The following is a 22191-nucleotide window of genomic DNA, read 5'->3' on the forward strand; positions in this document are numbered from 1 at the left end:
GCGGACCGGCGGGCGGGGCGGGGGCCGCCCTGACGGCCGGGCCGGCCGGTGACGAGCGCTGTGCGCGAGCGAGGCCGGGGGCCGGGAGAGCGTCGTCTCAGCCGGCCGTCGGCAGGCGGACCTCGAAGCGGCAGCCGCCCGGCACGTTACGGACCGTGGCCCGTCCCCGGTGGGCCTCCACGATGCCGCGGACGATGGCCAGGCCCAGGCCCGCGCCGGCCGGCGGGGTGCGGGCGTCGGTGCCGCGCCAGCCGGTGTCGAAGACGCGGGGCAGGTCCTCCGGCGGGATGCCGCCGCAGCCGTCGGTCACCGACAGGACGACGCTGTCCGCCTCCCGCCGGGCCGCGACGGCCACGGTGCCGTCCGCGGGTGTCCGGCGGATGGCGTTGACGAGCAGGTTGGCCAGGACACGGGACATCTCGCGGCCGTCGACCTCCACCGGCACCGGCTCGACCCCCTCCCCCACCAGCCGTACCCGGTGCTCCCTGGCCAGCGCGCCGGCGCCCGCGATGGCGTCGCCGACGAGGTCGTAGACGGAGATGCGGGTCCGGGTCAGGGCGAGGACGCCGGCCTGGATGCGGGAGAGTTCGAAGAGGTCGCCGACCATGCCGCTCATGCGCTCGACCTCGGCGCGGATGCGGGCGTGGTAGACGCGGGGATCGTCGGCCACGCCGTCCTCCAGGGCCTCGGCCATCGCCTGCAGACCGGCCAGCGGGGTGCGCAGGTCGTGGGAGATCCAGGCGACCAGTTCCCGGCGGGAGGCCTCCAGCGCGCGCTCCCGCTCCCGGGAGGCGGCCAGGCGGGCGCTCGTGGCGGACAACTCGCGGCTGAGTTCGGCCAGTTCGGCCACGGGCGGCTCGGCGGGCGGGGTGAAGCCGCCGCCGTCGCCGAGGGCGCGGGCGGCCTCGGCCAGGGCGCGGCTGCCCTTGACGACGCCCCGGCCGAGGACGAGCGCCACCGCCAGCGAGACGACCGCCGCCATGGCACACACCACGGTGACGACCCACAGGTCGTGGTCGGACAGGAGCATCGCCGAGGACACCAGCAGGGTCCCCGCGAACATCGCCGTCACGGTGACGGCCGCGACCACGGCCAGCGACAGCGCGACCGAGCGGTGGCGCAGCATTCTCAGGACCACCGCGCCCGCCAGTCCGGCCGCCGCCGCGCCGATGGCCGCGTACAGGGCGATCAGCAGCATGTCACCGGCCATCAGGTGCTCCTTCCCCGTCCGCGGCGGGCGCCGCCGGGGGGTCGAAGCGGTAGCCCACGCCCCACACCGTGCTGATCAGCCGGGGGCGGGCCGGGTCGTCCTCGATCTTCTCGCGCAGCCGCCGCACGTGGACGGTGACGGTCGACAGGTCTCCGAACTCCCAGCCCCACACCTGACGCATGAGTTCTTCCCGGCCCGCCGCGCGGCCGGGATGGCGCAGGAAGTACTCCAGGAGGTCGAACTCCCTCGCGGTGAGGGAGAGTTCGCGTCCGTCGCGGGTGGCGCGCCGCGCGGTGCGGTCCAGTGCGAGCGGGCCGGCGCCCAGCCCGTCCCCGGCCGGTCCGGGGCCCGCCGCCGCTGTCCCGGCGCGGCGCAGGACGGATGCCACGCGCAGGACCAGCTCGCGCGGGCTGAAGGGTTTGGTGACGTAGTCGTCGGCGCCGACCTCCAGGCCGAGGATCCGGTCCTCCTCGTCGCCCCGCGCGGTCAGCATGATCACGGGGAGCGGGCCGTGCCGGCGCAGGCGGCGGCAGACCTCCAGCCCGTCCATGCCGGGCAGCATGAGGTCGAGGACCACGAGGTCGGGCGGGTGGGTGGCGGCCCGTGCCACGGCGGCGGGGCCGTCGGCGGCCACGTCGACCGCGAAGCCGGCCCGGTCGAGGTACCCGGCGACGACCTCGGACACGGTCGGGTCGTCGTCCACGACGAGTACGCGTCTCACACCAGCGAGTCTCGCACCGGCGGCGCGGTCGGGGAGCGGGCGGGACACGGGCGGGGCGGGACGTCAGCGATCCGTAAGATCACGCCCCGGAGGCCCTCGGGTTGCTCCGCCGCGGGTCGGATCCGCGCGGCCCCATCCTCGACCACATCCTCGGCCTCGGCCTCGGCCCGGGAGGAGTCGCTGTTGTGGTGCACGGCCACCCGGGCGCCCTCGGCCCCCAGGGGCGCGCCGATGAGCCCGCCGAGGTTGCGGGACGCGCCGCCCACGAAGGCGACCTCGCCGTCGAGCGTCGTGTCCGGGGTGTCGACCGTGAGACTGCCTCCTCTCGTGCACGTCGCACAGAGCACGGCGCACCGTCCCTCCGGGTACCGCACCGTGGGCCACCGGGAACGCGGACGCCGCCCGCGCCCCGGGGAGCGCCCGGTCCCGCGTCCCGCGTGGTCGGAGTGGGCCGGGGGTGCGACGCTGGGGGGGACAGCTGTCCGAGGGGGCCAGAAGTCGACCGGGGAGCGCCGATGGGACGGGACGTCCCGGCGACGGTCTTCACCCGCGAGGACCGCCGCCGGTACCGCGGCAAGATGCAGGACTGTCTCGACGCGTTCGCGCAGATGCTGCGCGAGTCACGGTTCGAGTCCGGGCGTCCCCAGGTGGGGCTGGAGATCGAGCTGAACCTCGTCGACGACCGGGCGGAGCCGACGATGCGCAACGTCGACGTGCTGGAGGCGATCGCGGATCCCGCCTGGGCCACCGAACTGGGCCGGTTCAACCTGGAGACCAACATCCCGCCCCGGGCGCTGACGGCGGGCGGCCCCGACGCGTGGGAGTCCGAGATCCGGGCCGCGCTCAATCACGCGGACCGGCGTGCCAGGTCGGTCGGCGCGCACCTGATCATGGTCGGCATCCTGCCCACGCTGCGGCAGGAGGACGTGGGCCAGGCGGCGCTCTCGGAGAACCCGCGCTACCGGTTGCTCAACGACCAGGTCTTCGCGGCGCGGGGCGAGGATCTGCACATCGAGGTGGACGGCGTCGACCGGCTGCGCACGTACGCGGACACGATCACCCCGGAGGCCGCCTGCACCAGCACCCAGTTCCATCTCCAGGTCTCACCGGAGGAGTTCGCCGGCTACTGGAACGCGGCGCAGGCGGTCGCGGGGGTCCAGGTCGCGCTCGCGGCGAACTCGCCGTTCCTGTTCGGCAGGGAACTGTGGCACGAGACCCGGATCCCGCTGTTCGAGCAGGCCACCGACACCCGCCCGCAGGAGATCAAGGTGCAGGGGGTGCGGCCGCGGGTCTGGTTCGGGGAGCGGTGGATCAACAGCGTCTTCGACCTCTTCGAGGAGAACCTCCGCTACTTCCCGGCGCTGCTGCCGCTCTGCGACGAACAGGACCCCGCCGAGACGCTGGACCGCGGCGACATCCCCGAACTGGCCGAACTGACCCTGCACAACGGCACCATCTACCGCTGGAACCGTCCGGTCTACGCCGTCGCCCAGGACAAGCCGCACCTGCGGGTGGAGAACCGTGTGCTGCCCGCGGGCCCGACCGTCGCCGACACCCTCGCCAACGGGGCGTTCTACTACGGGATCACCCGGGCCCTGGTGGAGGAGGACCGGCCGGTGTGGTCGCGGATGTCCTTCTCGGCCGCCGAGGACAACCTCCACACGGCGGCACGGCACGGTATCGAAGCCCGGCTGTACTGGCCCGGGACGGGCGAGGTCCCGGTGCCCGAACTCGTCCTGCGGCGACTGCTGCCGATGGCCCACGAGGGACTGGAACTCTCCGGGATGGACGAGGCCTGGCGGGAGCCACTGCTCGGCATCATCGAGCAGCGGTGCGTGACCGGCCGCAACGGTGCGGTGTGGCAGAAGGAGATGTTCCACCGCCTCGACGCCGCCGGCCGCGCCGGCCGTCATGAGTCGCTGCGCCGGATGACGCAGTTGTACATCGACTACATGCACCTCAACGCTCCGGCGCACACCTGGCCGGTGGACTGACCCGAACGGCACGGGCCGCCCCCGGCTCGGGGCCGTGGGCCGGTCGGCTGCTCAGGTCCCCTCCCGAAGGCTCGCCTCCCTCGCCCGGTCCACCTCGGCCATGTGCTCCTCGGCCCAGGTCCGGACCGCGGCGAGCACGCTCTCCAGGGACAGGCCGAGCGGCGTGAGCCGGTAGTGCACGCCGGGCGGGACGGACGGCTCGACCCGGCGCGCGACCAGACCGTCGCACGCCAGGTTGCGCAGGGTGACCGACAGCATCTTCTGCGAGACCCCCGGCATCCGGCGTTGCAGCTCGCCGAAGCGCACCTCGCCGGGGTGCTCCCGCGCCAGCACCTTGACCGCCATCGACGTCCACTTCGTCCCGATACGGTCGAGCAGGGCGCGGGTCGGGCACTGCGGGTCGAACAGGTCGCCGCGCCCGGGGGCGGGGGCGGGGACGTCCGTGGCCTGGGAGGTCACCTGGAACTCACCACCTGAGGGAGAAGTGCGGTCTTGGCCGGTCCAGGTTAGTTCCCTACGGTTTCCTTGTCACCATCGGTTACTCAAGGGAGCACAACATGGGTGCGACGGAAACGACGAACGCGATCAACCCGGCGGACACGACGGATGCGACGAGCATCGCCGACGCCGCACGCACCGGCCCCGACGTCACAGGCACCACCGTCGACGCCACGGGCACCGTCGTCGACGTCGAGGTGCGCCGGGTCGCGGTGGGCGGTGTCGAGCTGAACGTGGCGCTCGCCGGGCGGGGGCCGGCCGTCCTGCTGCTGCACGGCTTCCCGCACACCTGGCGGCTGTGGACCGACGTCCTCGCCGAACTCGCCGGCCGGTACCGGGTCATCGCCCCGGACCTCCGCGGCTTCGGGGACAGCGACCGGCCGGCGGACGGATACGACGCGGGCACCCTGGCGGCCGACGCCGAGAGCCTGCTGGCGGCCCTCGGCGTGACCTCGGCGGCGGTGGTGGGCATCGACGCCGGCACCCCGCCCGCCTTCCTGCTGGCCATGCGCCGGCCCGGCCTGGTGCGGCGGGTCGTGCTGATGGAGTCGTTGCTGGGAAGCCTGCCCGGCGCCGGGGACTTCCTGGCCGGCGGCCCGCCCTGGTGGTTCGGCTTCCACGGTGAAGCGGGGCTCGCGGAGCGCGTCCTTTCCGGGAACGAGGCGCCGTACGTGGAGTGGTTCCTCGATCGCGGCACGCTCGGGCGCGGCGTGCGCAAGGACGTCCGCGACGCGATCGTCGCCGCCTACGCGAGGCCGGGGGCACTGCGCGGGGCGCTCGGCCCCTACCGGGCGCTGCCGGAGAGCGACCGGCAGATCCGCGCGGCCGCGGCCGCGGCCCGGCTGACGGTGCCCGCCCTCACGATCGGCGCCCACCCGGTGGGCCGCGCGCTCGAACACCAGCTGCGGCCCCACGCCGACCGGCTGACCGGGCACGTCCTGGAGGACTGCGGCCACATCATCCCGCTCGACCGTCCCGCCGCCCTGCTGGAGTTGCTGCTGCCCTTCCTCGCCGCCGACCGCTGAGCGTGCCGCCCCGCCCGGCCGCGCCGATCCTCAGCCGGTGCCGGGGCCGCCGGGCGCCGGCGCGGTGATCCGCTTCTCGAACCAGTGGTGGGCGTACGGCTCGTCGTTGAAGGCGGCCACCTCCTCGAAGCCGCAGGAGTGGTACAGCGACCGCGCGGCGATCAGCGCCTTGTTGGTGTCCAGGCGAAGCAGGTCGCAGCCGTGCCGGGCGGCCCGCGCCTCCAGTTCGGCCAGGAAGCGGCGGCCGAGGCCGAGCCCGCGGGCCTGCGGGGCGACCCACATGCGTTTGATCTCCGCCGGGGCGCCGGGCGGCAGCTTCAGGCCCGCGCAGCCCACGGGTTCGCCGTGCAGCCGGGCGACGAGGAACAGGCCCCGGGGCGGCAGGAGTTCGCCCGCGTCGGGCAGCAGGCTCCGCGCCGGGTCGAAGCCGGTGTCGAAGCGCTCCTGCAACTCGGTGAAGTAGGACCGCAGGCAGTACTGGGCGTCGGGATGGTCTGGGGCGACCGTGTCCAGCGTGACGGTCGCCGCGGTCAGCAGCCGCTCGACCTCGGCCATCGCGGTGACCAGCCGGGCGCGCTGGGCGTCGTTGAGCGGGGCGAGGAGCGAGCCGGCCAGGTCGTCGCTGCGGGCGTCGAGCAGGGCGCGCTCGGCACGGCCCCGGCCGGTGAGCCGGACAGTGCGCACCCGCCGGTCGCGGGGCTGCGGCTCCACGGTCACCAGCCCGTCGGCCTCCAGGGAGCGCAGGAGCCGGCTGACGTACCCGGAGTCGAGCCCCAGGCGCTCGCGCAGCCGTCGTACGTCCTGGCCCTGCTCGCCGATCTCCCAGAGCAGTCTGGCCTCGCCGACTGGGCGGTCGCGCCCCAGGTAGTGGTCGTGGAGCACGCCCACGCGTCCGGTCACCGTGCGGTTGAAGCGCCGCACCCGCTCGATCTGTCCCGCGTCCATCCTCTGACTCTAGTCAGAGGATGGACGCGGGGCCAGCGGGGTGGGTCCCGTCACTCGCCCGGAGCGAGGGTGCGCGCGACGACACCGGCCGCCTCGGCGACGAGGGCGTTGTCCACGGCCGCGTCCTTCGCGGACTTCGAGGTGAGGACCGTCAGCACGACGGGGGTGCCGCGGGTCGTCCAGGCGACGCCGATGTCGTTGGCGGACGCGTAGTCCCCGGTGCCCGTCTTGTCGGCGACGACCCAGCCCTCCGGCAGCCCCTTGCGGAAGCGTTCGGCGCTGGTGGTGTTGCCCTTCAGCCAGGTGATGAGCTGTTCACGGTCACCGCCGGTCAGCGCCCGCCCCAGGGTCAGCCGCTCCAGGCTCGCCGCGAGCGCCCCGGGCGTGGTCGTGTCACGCGGGTCGCCCGGCACCGCGGTGTTCAGATCGGTCTCCCAGCGGTCGAGGCCGGTCACCCGGTCGTCGAGGGAGCGGAAGAAGCGGGTGAGGCCGGCCGGTCCGCCCAGCTCGCGCAGCAGCAGGTTGCCCGCTGCGTTGTCGCTGTACTGGATCGCCGCCGCGCACAGCTCGCCCACGGTCATGCCGCTGTCGACGTGCTTCTCGGTGATCGGGGAGTTCGGCAGGATGTCCGCCGGGGGGTAGTGCACGACCTTGTCCAGGGGCGCGCAGCGGCCGTGGTCGCGCAGGACGGCCGCGGCGGCGAAGACCTTGAACGTCGAACACATCGCGAACCGCTCCCCCGCCCGGTAGGAGAGGGTCTGCCCGGTGCGGGCGTTGCGGGCCTGGACGCCGAGCCGGGCATCGTACATTCGTTCGAGTCTACCCAGTTCGTCCGCAGCGCGACGCGATCCGGCCGCCGCCCCGGCCGGTACGGCCTTCGCCGACGCGGGTGTCCCGGCCGCCGCCTTCGCCGGGGCGGCCGTCACGGCGGGGGCGAGCACGGCCGTGGAGAGGGCGAGGCCGGCCTTGAAGAGGCCGCGCCGCCGCAGGGGGCTGTCACTGGTCATGTACAGAGATCTCCCGTTCGTCCGTTTCGCTGTCGTCGCCGGCCGCCGGAGCCGCCGGAGCCGGAGCCGCCGACGGGGACCAGCGAATCAGCGGGAGGGCGCTCATGTCCAAGAGTGAACATTGATGGTCACATTACTTATTGATATGAAAGGGCCATGGATCTGCTCGCGCACCTGGAGGCCTACGTCGCGACCGTCGACGAGGCGAGCTTCTCCCGTGCCGCCGACCGGCTCGGGATCGCCCAGCCCCTCCTCAGCCGTCGCATCAAGACGCTGGAGGAGCACTTCGGCGGCCTCCTGTTCGACCGTTCGCGGCGCCAGGTGGCGACCACGGAGTTCGGGGTCCTGCTGCTGCCGTACGCCCAGGACGTGCTGGAGCGGACCGAGCGGCTGCGGCGGGCCGCGCGCTCGGCCCGGCAGTCGGCCGTGCGCATGGTGGGGATGCCCGCCGACTGCGGGCCCGCGGCCCTGGCGCGCGTGATCCGCGCGGGCGCCGAGCACGGCGTGACGCTCGGGGTGCAGGAACTGCCGCCGGAGCGGCGGGAGGCGGGTCTGGCCGACGGATCACTGGCGTACGCGCTGGTGCGGGTGGCCCCGGAGAACGCCCCGCTGCGGGTGCCGCTCGGTGTGGGCAGCGCGCCCGCACCGCAGCCGCGGGAAGCGTCGGAGGCACGGGACCCGGCGGCTGCACCGGCCGGAGCGCCGGGCAGCCGCGCGCCCGGTGCCCGCCCGGTCCACCTGGAGGACCTGCGGCCCCGCCGGGGGCGCGGCGCCGCGCCCCCGCGGACCGCGCTCCCGCTGCTCACCGTGGCGGAGGACCAGGTTCCGTTCGCGGCGGACCGGCTCGGCCGCGCCGTGGCACGGGCCGGACTGCCGGAAGGCCTGCTGCGCCCGGCGGGGCCGACGGCGACCGCGCTCGCGGAGACCCTGGCCGGGCGGGTGCGGCTGCTGTGCACCGAACCGTTCGCGCGGCTGCACGGCGTCGCCTGGGCGCCACTGCACGACGCCTCGCTGCACCGGGGGTACGCCCCGCACGCGAGCGAGCGGCAGCCGGTGGCGCGGCCGGTGCCCCGCTGGCTGGTGACCGTACTGGCCTCCGGGACCGGTGCCGCGGCGCCCGGACCGGCGGCGGCGCGGTCCGCGGGCGGGGACGGCGACACGGACGCGGTGGCGCGGCTGGCGGCGCACGGGTGAGCGCGGGCCCGCCGTACCGTCCGGCGCACTTCGTCGGTGACGGTGCGCTCCTCGATGTCGCCGAGGCGATCGCGGCGCACTGGGCGGCGCTCGGGATGCGCGGCTCCTTCCTCGCCCGTGACCTCGGCACGGGCGCGCAGCTCGGCTTCGACGCCCGGACGCCCGTGCCGCTCGCCTCGGTCGTCAAGGTCCCGTTCGCCCTGGTGGTGCTGGACCGGATCGCGGCCGGTGACCTCGACGCCGACCGGCCGGTGACGGTCGACCCGGCCACCAGCAGCGTCGGGCCCACGGGGCTGTCGGCGTTCCGGCACCCGGCCACCGTGGCCGTCGGCGACCTGCTGCACCTGATGCTGTCGGTCAGCGACAACGCCGCCGCGGACGCGCTCTTCGGCCTGGTCCCGGCGGCGGACGTCGACGCCCGGCTGCGTGCCTGGGACTGCGGCGACCTGCGGGTGCGGCACCGGATGAACCGGATGTACGAGTGCGCCGCCGGAGCGGCCGGGAACGACTTCTCCCTCGCCCTGGAGCTGGCCGTCCGGGACGAGCGCTCGGGCCGGCACACCCTGGAGATGCTGGATCCGGCGCGCGCCAACGCCGGGAGCGCCACAGCGCTCGTCGACCTGCTGCACCGCGTGTGGCACGACGAGATCTCCCGGCCCGCGGCGACCGCGGAGCTGCGCCGGCTGATGGGGGCGCAGCTCTTCACCCAGCGGCTCGCGAGCGAGCTGCGCGCCGACGCGCTGCGGGTGAGCGGCAAGACCGGCACGTTCTTGCACCTGCGGCACGAGATCGGTGTGGTGGAGGCCGACTCCGGGCACCGGGTGGCGATAGCCGCCCTCACCCGCTCCGACCGGCGGGCCGGACTGGCCCCGGACATCGACCTCGCCATCGGGACCGCCGCGCGCGACGCTTTCGAGGCGCTGCGGCACTGAGAGCGGGGGGTGCGGCACGGAGTGCGGGGGTGCGGCACCGAGAGCGGCGCCGGCGCCATGGGAGCGAGCGGGCCGGCGCCATGGGAGCGAGCGGGCCGGCGCCATGGGAGCGAGCGGGTCAGCTTCGATCAAAGACTCGCTTTGAGGTTCTCAAAGTACAAGTGTTAACGTTCCTGTCATGAAGACAGCAGCCGCGCACCGCGCCGACGCCTCCCCGGGCGTCCGCCGCGCCGTCACGGGCGTACCGCTCGTGGCGCGCCTGCACGTCGATCTCTGCCGCTGCATGTCCGCGGCCTGTCGCGCCTGAGCGCGAACTTCCCGATGCGGCGGCGCCGTTGACACTTCTTCACGGTCGCTGCTTCCTGTACGTACGTCCCCGCTCGTCCCGCCCCGCGCGTTCCTACTGGAGTGTGTCCGTGTCCGCGAACACCGCTGAACCCAAGCCCGCGAAGTCCGGCTTCCGGATACCCGTCCCCTTCTGGGCCCAGGTGCTGCTCGGCCTCGCCGTCGGCCTGGTACTCGGCTTCGTCGCCCGTACCTACGACGTGTCCTGGCTCGCCACCACCCTCGACAAGGTGGGCGGCATCTTCATCCAGCTGCTGAAGCTGGCCGTGGCCCCGCTGGTCTTCTTCGCGATCATGGTGTCCATCACCAACCTGCGCAAGGTCAACAACGCGGCCCGGCTGGCCGGCCGCACCCTGCTCTGGTTCATGATCACCTCGCTGATCGCGGTGGTGATCGGCCTCGTGATCGGCCTGGTCTCCAACCCCGGCTCCGGCTCGGACCTCACCGCGGCCGACGGCGCCAAGCCCGACCACGCGGGCAGCTGGCTCGACTTCCTGACCGGGATCATCCCGACCGACGTCGTCACCCCGTTCACCGAACTGAACGTCCTGCAGATCGTCTTCATGGCGGTCGTCGCCGGTGTCGCGGTCCTGAAGATCGGCCCGAAGGCCCAGCCGATCCTCACCCTGTCCGAGTCCATCCTCGAACTGCTGCAGAAGGCCCTGTGGTGGGTGATCCTGCTCGCCCCGATCGGCTCCGCGGGCCTCATCGGCCGCGCCATCGTGCAGTACGGCTGGAACCTGCTCGGCAACTACGCCACCTTCACCGTGGACATCTACGTCGGTTGCGCCCTGGTCCTGTTCGGCGTGTACCCGCTGCTGCTCGCCACCGTGGCCAAGCTCAACCCGCTGCAGTTCTTCAAGGGCGCCTGGCCGGCGATCCAGCTGGCGTTCGTCTCCCGCTCCTCGGTCGGCACCATGCCGGTCACCCAGCAGTCGGCGATCCGCCTCGGCGTCCCCAAGGACTACGCCTCCTTCGCCGTGCCGTTCGGCGCGACGACCAAGATGGACGGCTGCGCGGCGATCTACCCGGCCATCTCCGCGATCTTCGTGGCGCAGATCTTCGACGTGCACATGGGGGTCAAGGAGTACCTGCTCATCGCCTTCGTCTCGGTGATCGGCTCGGCGGCCACCGCCGGTCTGACCGGTGCGACGGTCATGCTGACACTCACCCTGTCCACCCTCGGCCTGCCGATGGAGGGCGTGGGCCTGCTGCTCGCGATCGACCCGATCCTGGACATGATGCGCACCGCGACCAACGTGGCGGGCCAGGCACTCATCCCGGTCCTCGTCGCCGCCCGCGAGAAGATCCTCGACCACACGAAGTACGACCACGCGACGGCCTCCCCGGTCGACGAGGTGGAGAGCGTCTACAGCGAGCCGCAGCAGCCCGCGCCGGTGGCCGGCTGACGCCCCGCCGCCGCCCCGCCGCCCCGCCGCCCGCCCCGGGCACCCGTCCCCTCGGCCCCGCCGGATCCTTCCGGCGGGGCCGAGGTCTTTCGGCGGGGCTGAGGTCTTTCGGCGGGGCTGAGGTCTTCCCGGCGGGCCGAGGCCTTTCGCGTCCGGCGGCGCCTTGCACCTGCGGGCCCCGCCCGGCAGGCACGCCTCAGCGGGCCTTGGCCCCGGCGGCTTCCTGCCGTCCCCACGGCTCCATGACGCCGACCAAGCGGTGCAGGCAGCGCAGCGCGAGACCGGCGGGTGAGTCGGGACCCTGCGTGCCGGCCTCGGTGCCCGCCCAGGTCTCCAGCGCGATACGGATCGCGTCGGTGGCGGCGGCCGCCGCCAGCCGCACCTCGAGTGACCTGGCGTCCTGCCCCACGAGCCGGGCGAGCACCGGGAGGAGCCGCTCCTCGGACTCCTGGTTGACGCGGTACCAGACCGCCCGCAGCGCCGGATCGTCCGCCGCGGCGCGCAGCAGCCCGCGGGTGCGCAGCAGCGCCTGCACCGCTTCGTCGTCCGGTGTGGCGAGAGCCTGGGAGACCGCGTTCTCAAGTGCCTGCGGGAGGGGGGTGCCGGGCTCGGCGGCCTCCAGCAGGGACCGCCAGCGGTCGGCGCCGTCGGCGAGCAGCGGGCTGACGGCGTCCTGCTTGGAGCGGAAGTACCGGTAGAAGGTGCGCAGCGCGACCCCCGCCCGCCGGGCGATCTCCTCGGCCGTCGTGCCGTCGGGGCCCCTCGTGGCGAAGAGTTCGGCCGCCGCGTGGGCGATGTCGAGCTGGGTGGCGGCCTTGCGGCGCTCTGTCAGGGTCGCGGACGGCTTCGTGCTCACCCGCCGAAGCCTACGCCTCCGAAGCGATGTCCGGCACGGTACGACGATGTGGCAAAACGTGTCATCGAGGCGTACCGTGACGGCATCGGGAGCGCCGGGCGCGAGAAGACCCGGCGCCGCATGGCCCCGTCGGCGACCGCCGGGGCCGGGTTGGAGACACGCACATGAACCGCTATGAAGGCCGTCGCGCACTGATCACCGGCGGCGGCTCGGGCATCGGCCAGGCCACCGTGCTGCGCATCCTGTCGGAGGGCGGCACCGTCGTGGCCGCCGACGTCAGCGAGCGGGGTCTGCGGGACACCGTCGCGAAGGCCGGTGCCGCGGCGGACCGGCTCACCCCGCTCGTGGTCGACATCGCCGACGAGACCTCGGTACGCGAGGGGGCCGCCTCGGCCCTCACCGCGCTCGGCGGCTTGGACGTCCTGGTCAACGCGGCCGGGATCCTGCGCTCCTCGCACACCCACGAGACGAGCCTGGAGGCCTTCACCCGCGTCCTCCAGGTCAACCTGGTCGGCACCTTCCTGGTGATCCGCGAGTGCATACCGGCGCTGCTGGAGGGGCGGGACGCGGCGGTCGTCAACTTCAGCTCGACCTCCGCGATGTTCGCGCACCCCTACATGGCGGCGTACGCGGCGAGCAAGGGCGGCATCCAGTCCATGACGCACGCGCTGGCCGCCGAGTACGCGGGGCGCGGCATCCGGTTCACGGCCGTGCAGCCGGGTTCCATCTCCTCCGGCATGACGGACGGCAGCGGCGCCAGCGGGCAGAGCGCGGGCCCGGGGCTGCCCGAGGACGCCGACATGAGCCTGTTCGTGAAGCTCGCCCCGGCGCTCGGCCAGGGCTTCGCGGGCCCCGAGACGGTGGCGTCCGTGGTCGCGATGCTCGCCAGCGAGGACGGCCGGTTCATCACCGGCACCGAGGTCCGCATCGACGGCGGCACCCACTTCTGACGGGCCGCCGGCCGTCCGCGCGGGCGCCCGCCCGCCAGGATCACACCCCAAGGAGCACATCATGCACGACCTCACCGGCAGGACCGTCGTCGTCACCGGCGCGGCCCGCGGCCTGGGCGCCGAGGCGGCACGTCAGGCGGTCGCCGCCGGCGCCCGCGTCGTCATCACCGACGTACTGGAGAGCGAGGGCGAGGCCACCGCCGCCGAACTCGGCCCGCACGCCCGCTTCCTGCGGCACGACGTCACCTCGGAGCAGGACTGGCGCGCGGTCGCCGACTTCGCCGTCGCGGAGTTCGGCGGCCTGCACGGACTCGTCAACAACGCCGGCATCTCGACCGGGCAGCTGCTGGAGTCCGAGTCCGTCGAGCACTTCCGCAAGGTGCTCGACATCAACCTCACCGGTGTCTTCATCGGCATGCGGAGCGTGATCCCCGCGATGAAGGAGGCCGGCGGCGGTTCCATCGTCAACGTCTCCTCGGCGGCGGGCCTGATGGGTCTCGCCCTGACCGCCGGTTACGGCGCCTCCAAGTGGGGCGTGCGGGGGCTGACGAAGATCGGCGCGGTGGAACTGGGCACCGCCCGGATCCGGGTCAACTCGGTGCACCCCGGGATGACGTACACCCCGATGACCGCGTCCGTCGGTATCGAGCGCGGCGAGGGCAAGTACCCGAACACCCCCATGGGACGGGTCGGTGAGCCGCACGAGATCGCGAGCGCCGTCGTGTACCTGCTCTCGGACGCCGCGTCGTACGTCACGGGCGCCGAACTCGCCGTGGACGGCGGCTGGACCACCGGGCCGACGGTGAAGTACGTCATGGGCCAGTGAGCGCGCACCGGACCGGCCCGCACCGACCGGCCCTCCCGCTGTGCGGAACGGCGGACGCGGGCACGGGCCGCCCGTAGGGTGAACCGTCACTTGTGTCCGCTCCGAGGGGAACTGATGGTGCGCAATACAAGGATCGTCCGCTACGCCGCCGCCTGCGCGTCGGCCCTGATGCTCTGCGCCGGACTCGCCCCGGCGGCCTTCGCCGACGGCGGCCCGGCCGGTCCGAACCCCGTCGCGGCCGGGCTCGACGCCTACTGGACACCGGCCAGGATGGCGGCGGCCCTGCCCGGCGACACCGCCAAGGGCGCCGGGGCCGGGCCGGCCGCCTCCGCCGCCCCGCCCGCGGTGGACGGGCCCCGGCCCGGCGAGTACATCCCGCCCAGCAGAAGCTTCACCGGCATACCGCAGGCGGGCACCTTCTTCTGGACGGACGCCGGCGGCACCGGACGCACCTGCAGCGGCTCCGTGGTGCGCAGCCCCGGCCGCTCGCTCGTGCTCAGCGCCGGGCACTGCCTGAAGGGTTACGCCGGCACGTCGCCGAAGCGGCACCTGGCCTTCGTGCCGCAGTACCACGACGGGCTGAAGCCGTTCGGTGTCTTCCCGGTCCGCGTCGGAGGGGTCTACGTCCCGCAGCAGTACTACGACCTGGGCTCCCGTGCCGGGGCCGAGTACGACGTGGCCCTCGCCGTCACCGAGCCGGACCAGGACGGGACACCGCTCCAGGACGCCGTCGGCGGAATCCGGCTGCTCACCGGTACCGGGTACGTCCACGCGCCCGTACGGATGATCGGCTACCCGGCGGGCGCCGCCGAGCCGCTGGAGTGCTGGAGCTGGACCACGCCGTGGGCCAGTGACGACCCGGCGGAGCCCGGGACGTTCCCGCGCATCGCCTGCGACGCCTTCGTCGGCGGGACGAGCGGCGGGCCGATGCTGGTGCCGTGGTTCGGCGGCTGGGCGGTGGTCGGGGTGATCGGCGGCTACCACACCGGCGGCAACACCTCGCAGGTCTCCTACAGCGCCTACTTCGGGACCGCCGTGAGCGCGCTCTACCGGGCCGCGGTCACCGGCGCCCCGCCGGCCGGCCCGGCGTCCTGAGCCGCTCCCGCGTCCGGGAGGCCGTCAGCCTCCCGGGCGCGGGGCGCCGAGGTCCGCGGTGAGCCGGCGTTTGAGGACCTTGCCGCTGGGGCCCAGCGGGAGCGCGCCGGCGAACTCGACGCGCCTCGGGTACTTGTAGGCGGCGATCCGCTCCCTGCTCCAGGCGATGATCTCCTCGGCCAGACGGCCGTCCGGGGCGCGCCCCGGGCGCGGCACCACCACGGCGCACACCTCCTGGCCCAGGCGGGCGTCCGGGACGCCGACCACCGCGCACTGGGCCACCGCCGGGTGGGTGGCGAGCAGTTCCTCCACCTCCCGCGGGTAGACGTTGTAACCGCCGCGCACGATCAGGTCCTTCGTACGGTCGACGACGGTCAGACGGCCGTCCGCGTCCAGGACGCCCAGGTCGCCGGTGCGCAGCCAGCCGTCGACCAGCGCGGCCCCGGTCGCCCCGGGGTCGTCGAGGTAGCCCGCCATGACGTTGTGGCCGCGGACCACGATCTCGCCCCTCTGCCCCGCCGGAAGCACCTCGACGCGGTCCGCCGTGCCGGGCCGGGCGATCCGCACCTCGACCCCCCTGATCGGGTGCCCCACGGTGCCGGGCCGCCGGGGCAGGCCCGGCTGGTTGTAGGCGACGCACGGGGAGGCCTCGGTCAGGCCGTAGCCCTCGTAGACCGGGCAGCCGAAGGCGGCTTCGAAGTCCGCCAGGACCTGGACGGGCAGGGCCGAGCCGCCGGAGTACGCCCGGTCGGGGCGGGGCCGCGCCGGGCTGTCGCGTACGGCCTGGAGCAGCGCGACGTACATCGTCGGCACCCCCATGAGCACGGTGCACCGCTCGGCGGTCATCAGCGCGAGCGCTCCTTCCGCGCTGAAGCGCCGCATCAGCACGAGGGTCGCCCCGGCGCGGAAGCACGTGCCCATGGCACAGACCTGTCCGAAGGTGTGGAAGAGCGGCAGGGCGCCGAGCACCACGTCCTCGGGGCGCATGGCGAACGGTGCGAGCATCGTCGTGTCGATGTTCATCACCAGGTTGAAGTGGCTGATCATGACGCCCTTGGGGCGGCCCGTGGTGCCCGAGGTGTAGAGGACGACCGCGATGTCGCCCGGGGCGCGCGGCACGGCGGCGTCCAGCGGCGGCGTGCCGGCGGCGAGCACGTCCAGGGCCAAAGGGCCCGCGGGGGCCGGGCCGGGGGCCGCCACGGTCAGCAGCGGGACCCGCGCCGCCGTCGCCGCCTGTTCGCCCTCGGCCAGCAGGGCACCCTCGCAGACCAGGGCCCGTGCGCCCGAGTGCCGCAGGATGTAGGTGATCTCCGCCGTCTTCAGCAGGGCGTTCACCGGGACCACGGTGGCGCCGGCGGCGAGCGCCCCGTAATAGGCCTTCGGGAACTCGGCGGTGTTGGACAGCAGCAGCGCCAGGCGGTCGCCGGGGCCGACGCCCTGCCGGCGCAGCGCCGCCGCGTACCGCAGGGCGTCCTGCCACAGTGCGCCGTAGGGGACGCGCGCGCCGTCGGCCACCAGAGCGGTGGCGTCGGGGCGCAGCCGCGCGGTGTCCGCGAGGACGTGGGCCGCCGACAGGGTCGCACCGCCCGTCATCGCCGCCCGTCCGTCGCGGCGGGGCTCCGCGGACAGCTGACCGTCCCGGTGGGGCGGCAAGGGAATTGAGGAAGCCGGGAAAAAGAATCTTCACCTGCGCCGGCGGCTTCACATTCGGTCATCTGCACTCCGCTTCGAGCGATTTCGAGAGCGTGCAACGCGCACTGTGCAAGCACCGCAGCGCATCCTACGATGGCCCGCGCCGGTTGGGAAGCGACAGGGAGTGGGCCCCGACATGTCCGAGTACATGGATTTCTTCGCTCGTCTCGCCGAGGAAACGGCCGAACGGAAAAGGGAGTTCCTCCAGCTCGGCCGTGTCGCCGGCCGATTCCCCGCCGCGGACACCGCGCACCATGGCGAAATCGCCGTCTGGTGCAGCAACGACTACTTGGGTATGGGGCAGCACCCGAAGGTTCTCGCCGCGATGAAGGACGCCGTCGACGAATACGGTGCGGGTTCCGGGGGTTCGCGCAACATAGGCGGCACGAACCACTGCCACGTGGCCCTGGAGGAGGAACTCGCCGCGCTGCACGGAAAGGAGGACGCGGTGCTGTTCACCTCCGGTTATTCGGCCAACGAGGGGGCGCTGTCGGTGCTCGCGGGACGCATCGACGACTGCGCCGTCTTCTCCGACCAGTTGAACCACGCGTCGATCATCGACGGGTTGCGGCACAGCGGCGCCGAGAAATTCATCTACCGCCACAACGACTGCGCGCACCTGGAGGAACTGCTGGCCTCCGTGGACGCCGGTCGGCCGAAACTCGTCGTCACGGAGTCGGTGCATTCGATGCGCGGGGACATCGCCCCGCTGGCCCGGATCGCCGACCTCGCCCGGCGGTACGACGCGGTGACCTTCCTGGACGAGGTGCACGCCGTCGGCATGTACGGCCCCCAGGGCGCGGGCATCGCCGCGCGGGAGGGCATCGCCTCCTCCTTCACACTGGTGATGGGCACGCTCGCCAAGGGGTTCGGCATGACGGGCGGCTACGTGGCCGGGCCCACGGTGCTCATGGACGCGGTCCGCGCCTTCGCGCGCTCGTTCATCTTCACCACCGCGCTGCCTCCCGCGGTCGCCGCGGGCGCCCTCGCCGCGGTGCGCCACCTGCGGGGCTCCGAACAGGAGAGGGAGCGGCTGGCCGTCAACGCCCGTCTGCTGCACGGGTTGTTGCGCGAGCGTGGCATCCCGTTCCTGTCCGACCGGACCCACATCGTGTCCGTGCTGGTGGGCGAGGACCGCCTGTGCAAGCGGATGTCCGCCCGGCTGCTGGAGCGGTACGGCATCTACGTGCAGGCCGTGAACGCGCCCAGTGTCCCGGCCGGTGAGGAGATCCTGCGGGTCGCGCCGTCCGCGGTGCACGAACCCGCCGCCGTGCGGGAGTTCGCCGCCGCCCTGGACGCCGTCTGGTCCGAGCTGGAGGCGCCGCGCGGGAGCCTGCCGCGCGAGGTCGCCCGGCTGCGGTGAAGCAGCACCGTCCCGGCCCCGGCTGACGGACGGCACCACCGGCCGCATGCGGTCGCTCACCCCTCACCGGTGGGTGCGCTCACACCGGCGGGTCTTCTCTCACCGACGGATGTCCCCGCTCCGGTCGGTGCTCTCTTCCGGGATGTCCTCTCACCGGTCGGTGCTCTCTTCCGGGCTGCCCTCTCACCGGTCGGTGCCGCTGTCGCCCCCCGTCCAGATCCGCCGCATCTCCCGCGACGCGGCGAGCACCTCCTCCAGGGTTCCGGCCGCGTCCACCCGCCCGTCCTTGAGGACGACCACCCGGGCCGCCGCGCGCAGCAGCGCGGGCCGGTGCGTCACCGCGAGGACGGTGGCGCGCCGGGCCAGCAGCCGTTGCCACAGCAGGCGTTCGGTGTCGGGGTCGAGGGCACTGGAGACGTCGTCGAGGATCAGGAGCTCGGGGCGCCGGGCCAGCATCCGGGCGACGGCGACCCGTTGCAGCTGGCCGCCGGACAGCCGCAGCCCGCGCGGCCCCACGACGGTGTCCGCGCCGTCCCGCATGGCGGCCAGGTCGGGGCCGAGCACCGCCGTGTGCACGGCACCGGTGAGGACGGCGGCGTCGTCGTCCGCGCCGATCAGCACGTTCTCGCGGACCGAGCCGCTGAACAGCCGGGGCGCCTGCGGGGTGTACCCGCAGCGCGGGGCGACGAGGAAGGCGCAGGGGTCGCGCACCGGTTCGCCGTTCCACAGCACGCTGCCGTGCTCGCACGGCACGAGTCCCAGCACGGCCCGCAGCAGCGTGGTCTTGCCCGCGCCGACACCGCCGGTCACCACGGTCACGCCGTGGCGTACGACGCTCAGGTCGACGTCGTGGACGCCGTGTCCGGTGCCGGCGTACCGGGCGGTCAGTCCGCGTACGGTCAGCTCCCGCAGCGGGGGGCCGCCGCCCGGTCGGTCGCCCGGGCCGTCCGGGCCGTCGGGTCCGGCGTCGTCGGGCGGCTCGGGTCCGGCGCCGTCGGGCGGCTCGGGCGGGTGGGCGCCGAGGAACCCGGCGATCCGGGCGAGCGCCACGGAGACCCTCTGCAGGCGGACGGAGAGGATGCCGATCGAGGCCAGGGCTTCGGCCAGGATCTGCAGGTAGAACATGAACAGGGCCAGGTCGCCGACGCTGAAAGCGCCGTGGCGGGCCCGCCCGGAGGTGAGCAGCAGCACCACGCCGACGCCGACCGGTGCCGCGTTGGCGATCACCGTGCGCTGCACCCCGGCGAAGAGTTCCTCGCGCACGGCGGCCCGGGCGCGCGCGTCGTCGAGCCGGGCGATGTGCGCGCTCACGTGGTCCTCGGCGGCCGCGGCCTGGACGGCGCGGACGTTGCCGACCGCCTCCCGCAGCGCGCCGGCCACCCGGGCCGAGGCGGTGCGCGTGGTGCGCCGGTAGCGCAGGAACCGGCCGTGCACGGCGCCCGTGACCGCCGTGATCAGGACGAGCAGGACCAGCAGCGCGCTGGTGACGACGGCGTCGATGCGCATCATGAGCGTGACGGAGGCGATGACGAACAGCCAGTGCGCGAGGTTGGTGGGGGCCCAGGCGACGAAGAAGCCGGTCTCGTCGACGTCCTCGCCGACCGCGCGCAGCGTCTCCCCGGGCGTGCTCACCGTGGTTCCCGGCCGGCGCAGCGCGGTGCCCAGCAGCGCGTGGCGCAACCGGGCGGTGGTGCGGTACTGCACCCGCGGCTCCAGCCGGTTGATCATCACGCCGAACTGCAGGCACAGCCGTGCCGTCTCGACCGCGGCGACCCAGGCGATGAGCAGCCAGACCCCGTCGCCGCGGTCGAAGCCGTCGAACAGGCGCTGGAAGAGCAGTCCGACGGCGAGGGTCCCGGCCCGCAGCAGCACCCACAGGGCGGTCAGCGTCCAGTAGGCCGTGGCCGAACCGCGCAGGGCCGTCGTGAGCCGTCCGACGGTGGCCCGTGCTCCGTCGGCCGGGCCCGCGCCGCCGGTGTCCTGTGCGCCGGGTGCCGGTGGAGTGGTCTTCACGTGGTCCCCCGGCCGGTGTGCAGCAGTCCGTGGAAGCGGGAGGTCGGGTCGGCGGCCAGGGTGGTGCGGTGCCCGTCCTCGACGACCGCGCCCTCGTCGAGGACGAGGATGCGGTCGACGTGGCTCAGGGCGTGCGGCCGGTGCTGGACGACGACGGCCGTGCGGTCCGCGAGGAGGCGTTCCAGCGCGGGCAGCAGGAGCGCTTCGGTGTGCGGGTCGAGCCGCGCCGTGGGCTCGTCCATGAGCACCAGTGCGGGGTCGCGCAGGAACACCCGGGCGAGGGCGAGCAGTTGTTCCTCCCCGGCGGACATGCCGCGCCCGCCGGCGCCGAGCACGGTGTCGAGTCCGTCGGGCAGGGCGCGGCGCCAGTCGGTGAGCCCGGCCTCGTCCAGCGCGGCGCACAGCCGGTCGTCGTCGACGGCGGGGTCGTAGAAGGTCAGGTTCTCCCGGAGGGTGGCGTGGAAGACCTGGACCTCCTGGGTGACCAGGGCGACCCGGCGGCGCAGCGACCCGGGGTCGAGGGCGCGCACGTCCTGTCCGCCGACCCGCGCGGTGCCGTGCTCGGGGTGGTGGAGTGCGAACAGCAGCCGCAGGACGGTGGACTTGCCGCTTCCGGTGCGGCCGACGACGCCGAGCCGTTCCCCGGGCTCCAGCCGGAAGGACACCTCCCGCAGCACGGGCTCGCCGGGCTCGTAGGAGAAGGTCACGCGGTCGAGGGCGGCGGTGAGCGGTCCTGGGGGCAGGCGGCGTCCGGTGCCGGGGCGTGCGGTGTCCTGGGTGGGCAGCAGCTCCCGCAGCCGCCGTACGCAGACCGCCGCTTCCTCCAGGTCCTGGAAGCGGGTCGTGATCGCGAGCAGGGGGCGGCGCAGCAGCATGGCGTAGGAGAGGGCGGCGAACGCCGTGCCGGTGGTGAGGCGGCCCTGGGAGTGCAGCCACACGCTGACGGCGAGGGCGAGGACGACGCTCGCGGTGGACAGGCCCTGCACGGTGGCGGGCCAGCGCACCGAGACGCGCGCCGCCCGGCGGGCCCGCCGGTACAGCTCGTCCTGGCGCGCCGTCAGGGCGGCGAGGGTCGCGTCGCGGGCGCCGTTGACGCGCAGGTCCTCGGCGGCGGCCAGCCGCTCCTCCAGGAAGCCGAGCAGGTCGGCGGAGGCCTGGCGGCGGGCGGCGACGAAGGGCATGGCGCGGCCGGCCAGGCGCCGCAGCAGGACGAGGGTGCCCGCGGCGAGCGGGGCGAAGACCAGGGCGAGGCGCCAGTCGAGCAGGAAGAGGGCGGCGAGGATGCCGACGGCCAGCAGGGCCTGCGCGGCGACTTCGAGGAGCAGTGCGGACATCACGGCGGCGAGGCGGGTGACGTCGCCGTCGATGCGGTCGACGAGTTCGCCTGGCGGGTGGCTCTGGTAGAAGCGTGCGCAGCGGCGCAGGCTGTGGTCGACCAGGTCGGCCCTGAGCCGGTTGGTGCCGCGCCAGGCGAGCCTGGAGGCGACGGCGTCGGTGGTGATGGTCGCCGCGAGCAGGCCGAGGGCGGCGGCCAGGTACCACAGGGCGACGCCGAGCAGGGCGGCGGAGGGCCGCTGCGAGAGCGTGTCGTCGACGAACCGGCGCAGCAGGTAGGGGGCGGCGAGCTGGAGTGCGATGCCGAGCGGCACGAGCACCGCCAGCAGTGCGACGGCCGGCCGTTCGCCGCGCAGATAGCGGATCAGCAGGGACAGCTGCCGTAACGGACTGGCCGTCAACGCGTTCCTCCCCCTTCGCCGGGCGGCGGAAAGCCCCAGGATAAAGTCCGGCCCGCTCGGGGGGAATCGTGCGGGACCCGGGGAAATGCGGACCGTTGCTGCGGTTTCGGCGCGCTGCTAGACTCCACGGGTCTTCTGGGCCGATTGATCGCGTTCGACAGCGGAGTGGGCCGACTGTTTTCGGCCACAATTCCTTGGCCCTGTTTTCTTCCGGGTGCGTCCGAGGGACCGTGGTCCCGGCCGTCCGGCGCCCGGGGCCGGCACCAGCACAGAGCACCGCCTTGAACATTCGGGTTCGTTCGACGCAAGGGGGATTCTCATGTCGGGTGACGCGCGGGACGAGGACGGCGCGGCCGGGAAAGAGCCCGGCGGGTCCACCG

At 74.0% G+C, this 22191-nt stretch carries 20 protein-coding genes; 10 read left to right on the forward strand and 10 right to left on the reverse strand.

The features are described from left to right. Window positions 1-97: 97 nt before the first annotated feature. The 3 genes from AB0G56_RS00260 to AB0G56_RS00270 are packed head-to-tail and all read right to left on the reverse strand — an operon-like array spanning window position 98 to window position 2278. The gene (locus tag AB0G56_RS00260; protein WP_360961193.1) at window positions 98-1210 is read right to left on the reverse strand and encodes a HAMP domain-containing sensor histidine kinase; all 1113 of its coding nucleotides are present in this window, start codon (window positions 1208-1210) and stop codon (window positions 98-100) included. Continuing rightward, window positions 1200-1931, reverse strand: a complete 732-nt coding sequence (locus AB0G56_RS00265; protein WP_360961196.1) for a response regulator transcription factor — start codon at window positions 1929-1931, stop codon at window positions 1200-1202. The genes AB0G56_RS00260 and AB0G56_RS00265 overlap by 11 nt, the downstream gene beginning before the upstream one ends. Then, a complete protein-coding gene (locus AB0G56_RS00270) occupies window positions 1928-2278 on the reverse strand; it encodes a hypothetical protein (protein ID WP_360961198.1) in 351 nt (116 codons plus the stop codon). The genes AB0G56_RS00265 and AB0G56_RS00270 overlap by 4 nt, the downstream gene beginning before the upstream one ends. A 168-nt stretch (window positions 2279-2446) precedes the next feature. On the opposite strand from AB0G56_RS00270, the gene AB0G56_RS00275 reads away from it, so the two are divergent. After that, window positions 2447-3925, forward strand: coding sequence for a glutamate-cysteine ligase family protein (locus tag AB0G56_RS00275; protein ID WP_360961201.1), 1479 nt, complete (start codon window positions 2447-2449; stop codon window positions 3923-3925). Between the two features lie 51 nt (window positions 3926-3976). On the opposite strand, the gene AB0G56_RS00280 is transcribed toward AB0G56_RS00275, so the two are convergent. Continuing rightward, window positions 3977-4384 carry a helix-turn-helix domain-containing protein gene (locus tag AB0G56_RS00280; protein WP_360961204.1) on the reverse strand — a complete coding sequence of 136 codons (408 nt, stop codon included), beginning with the start codon at window positions 4382-4384 and terminating at the stop codon, window positions 3977-3979. A 98-nt stretch (window positions 4385-4482) separates the two neighbouring features. Between AB0G56_RS00280 and AB0G56_RS00285 the strand changes: the two genes are divergently transcribed. Then, a complete protein-coding gene (locus AB0G56_RS00285; protein ID WP_360961207.1) occupies window positions 4483-5448 on the forward strand; it encodes an alpha/beta hydrolase in 966 nt (321 codons plus the stop codon). 30 nt (window positions 5449-5478) lie between these two features. Here the strand turns inward: AB0G56_RS00285 and AB0G56_RS00290 are convergent, their stop codons facing one another. After that, a complete protein-coding gene (locus AB0G56_RS00290) occupies window positions 5479-6393 on the reverse strand; it encodes a helix-turn-helix domain-containing GNAT family N-acetyltransferase (RefSeq protein WP_360961210.1) in 915 nt (304 codons plus the stop codon). 50 nt (window positions 6394-6443) lie between these two features. Then, a complete protein-coding gene (gene bla, locus AB0G56_RS00295; RefSeq protein ID WP_360961211.1) occupies window positions 6444-7400 on the reverse strand; it encodes a class A beta-lactamase in 957 nt (318 codons plus the stop codon). A gap of 156 nt (window positions 7401-7556) precedes the next feature. Here bla and AB0G56_RS00300 point away from each other — a divergent pair, with 156 nt between their 5' ends. The 4 genes from AB0G56_RS00300 to AB0G56_RS00315 all read left to right on the forward strand — a co-directional run bounded on the left by AB0G56_RS00300 (window position 7557) and on the right by AB0G56_RS00315 (window position 11280). Continuing rightward, window positions 7557-8594, forward strand: a complete 1038-nt coding sequence (locus AB0G56_RS00300) for a LysR family transcriptional regulator (protein WP_360961213.1) — start codon at window positions 7557-7559, stop codon at window positions 8592-8594. Next, window positions 8591-9526, forward strand: coding sequence for a serine hydrolase (locus AB0G56_RS00305; protein ID WP_360961216.1), 936 nt, complete (start codon window positions 8591-8593; stop codon window positions 9524-9526). The genes AB0G56_RS00300 and AB0G56_RS00305 overlap by 4 nt, the downstream gene beginning before the upstream one ends. Before the next feature lie 178 nt (window positions 9527-9704). Continuing rightward, the gene (locus AB0G56_RS00310) at window positions 9705-9833 is read left to right on the forward strand and encodes a hypothetical protein (protein WP_360961219.1); all 129 of its coding nucleotides are present in this window, start codon (window positions 9705-9707) and stop codon (window positions 9831-9833) included. Window positions 9834-9942: 109 nt separating this feature from the next. Next, window positions 9943-11280 carry a dicarboxylate/amino acid:cation symporter gene (locus AB0G56_RS00315; protein ID WP_360961222.1) on the forward strand — a complete coding sequence of 446 codons (1338 nt, stop codon included), beginning with the start codon at window positions 9943-9945 and terminating at the stop codon, window positions 11278-11280. 196 nt (window positions 11281-11476) lie between these two features. On the opposite strand, the gene AB0G56_RS00320 is transcribed toward AB0G56_RS00315, so the two are convergent. Then, window positions 11477-12136 carry a TetR family transcriptional regulator gene (locus AB0G56_RS00320; protein WP_360961225.1) on the reverse strand — a complete coding sequence of 220 codons (660 nt, stop codon included), beginning with the start codon at window positions 12134-12136 and terminating at the stop codon, window positions 11477-11479. Between the two features lie 164 nt (window positions 12137-12300). On the opposite strand from AB0G56_RS00320, the gene AB0G56_RS00325 reads away from it, so the two are divergent. The 3 genes from AB0G56_RS00325 (at window position 12301) to AB0G56_RS00335 (ending at window position 15007) form a co-directional block, all read left to right on the forward strand. After that, a complete protein-coding gene (locus tag AB0G56_RS00325; protein WP_360961227.1) occupies window positions 12301-13086 on the forward strand; it encodes an SDR family NAD(P)-dependent oxidoreductase in 786 nt (261 codons plus the stop codon). A gap of 61 nt (window positions 13087-13147) precedes the next feature. Continuing rightward, entirely contained in the window at window positions 13148-13912 is a 765-nt protein-coding gene (locus AB0G56_RS00330; RefSeq protein ID WP_360961230.1) for a glucose 1-dehydrogenase, read from the forward strand. Window positions 13913-14026: 114 nt separating this feature from the next. Next, on the forward strand, window positions 14027-15007 hold the full coding sequence (locus AB0G56_RS00335) for a hypothetical protein (protein ID WP_360961233.1): 981 nt from the start codon (window positions 14027-14029) through the stop codon (window positions 15005-15007). 24 nt (window positions 15008-15031) lie between these two features. On the opposite strand, the gene AB0G56_RS00340 is transcribed toward AB0G56_RS00335, so the two are convergent. Then, on the reverse strand, window positions 15032-16600 hold the full coding sequence (locus tag AB0G56_RS00340; RefSeq protein WP_360961236.1) for a long-chain fatty acid--CoA ligase: 1569 nt from the start codon (window positions 16598-16600) through the stop codon (window positions 15032-15034). A 235-nt stretch (window positions 16601-16835) separates the two neighbouring features. Here AB0G56_RS00340 and hemA point away from each other — a divergent pair, with 235 nt between their 5' ends. Continuing rightward, on the forward strand, window positions 16836-18062 hold the full coding sequence (gene hemA / locus AB0G56_RS00345; RefSeq protein WP_360961239.1) for a 5-aminolevulinate synthase: 1227 nt from the start codon (window positions 16836-16838) through the stop codon (window positions 18060-18062). A gap of 183 nt (window positions 18063-18245) precedes the next feature. Here the strand turns inward: hemA and AB0G56_RS00350 are convergent, their stop codons facing one another. Next, window positions 18246-20075: an ABC transporter ATP-binding protein gene (locus AB0G56_RS00350; protein WP_360961242.1), complete on the reverse strand. Its 1830-nt coding sequence runs from the start codon at window positions 20073-20075 to the stop codon at window positions 18246-18248. Then, complete coding sequence (locus AB0G56_RS00355) at window positions 20072-21811, reverse strand: ABC transporter ATP-binding protein (RefSeq protein ID WP_360961244.1); 1740 nt, start codon at window positions 21809-21811, stop codon at window positions 20072-20074. Before AB0G56_RS00355 ends, AB0G56_RS00350 begins: the two co-directional genes overlap by 4 nt. Window positions 21812-22191: the final 380 nt, after the last annotated feature.

It is taken from the genome of Streptomyces sp. NPDC021356 (genome assembly GCF_040641015.1).
Classification (GTDB): Bacteria; Actinomycetota; Actinomycetes; order Streptomycetales; family Streptomycetaceae; genus Streptomyces.

Excerpts from the sequence above, each read along its gene's own strand:
- AB0G56_RS00310 (WP_360961219.1), top strand. The coding sequence starts at position 9,705 with ATGAAGACAGCAGCCGCGCACCGCGCCGACGCCTCCCCGGGCGTCCGC.
- AB0G56_RS00275 (WP_360961201.1), top strand. The coding sequence starts at position 2,447 with ATGGGACGGGACGTCCCGGCGACGGTCTTCACCCGCGAGGACCGCCGC.
- AB0G56_RS00300 (WP_360961213.1), top strand. The coding sequence starts at position 7,557 with ATGGATCTGCTCGCGCACCTGGAGGCCTACGTCGCGACCGTCGACGAG.
- AB0G56_RS00290 (WP_360961210.1), bottom strand. The coding sequence starts at position 6,393 with ATGGACGCGGGACAGATCGAGCGGGTGCGGCGCTTCAACCGCACGGTG.
- AB0G56_RS00340 (WP_360961236.1), bottom strand. The coding sequence starts at position 16,600 with ATGACGGGCGGTGCGACCCTGTCGGCGGCCCACGTCCTCGCGGACACC.
- hemA (WP_360961239.1), top strand. The coding sequence starts at position 16,836 with ATGTCCGAGTACATGGATTTCTTCGCTCGTCTCGCCGAGGAAACGGCC.
- AB0G56_RS00335 (WP_360961233.1), top strand. The coding sequence starts at position 14,027 with ATGGTGCGCAATACAAGGATCGTCCGCTACGCCGCCGCCTGCGCGTCG.
- bla (WP_360961211.1), bottom strand. The coding sequence starts at position 7,400 with ATGACCAGTGACAGCCCCCTGCGGCGGCGCGGCCTCTTCAAGGCCGGC.
- AB0G56_RS00325 (WP_360961227.1), top strand. The coding sequence starts at position 12,301 with ATGAACCGCTATGAAGGCCGTCGCGCACTGATCACCGGCGGCGGCTCG.
- AB0G56_RS00330 (WP_360961230.1), top strand. The coding sequence starts at position 13,148 with ATGCACGACCTCACCGGCAGGACCGTCGTCGTCACCGGCGCGGCCCGC.
- AB0G56_RS00260 (WP_360961193.1), bottom strand. The coding sequence starts at position 1,210 with ATGGCCGGTGACATGCTGCTGATCGCCCTGTACGCGGCCATCGGCGCG.
- AB0G56_RS00285 (WP_360961207.1), top strand. The coding sequence starts at position 4,483 with ATGGGTGCGACGGAAACGACGAACGCGATCAACCCGGCGGACACGACG.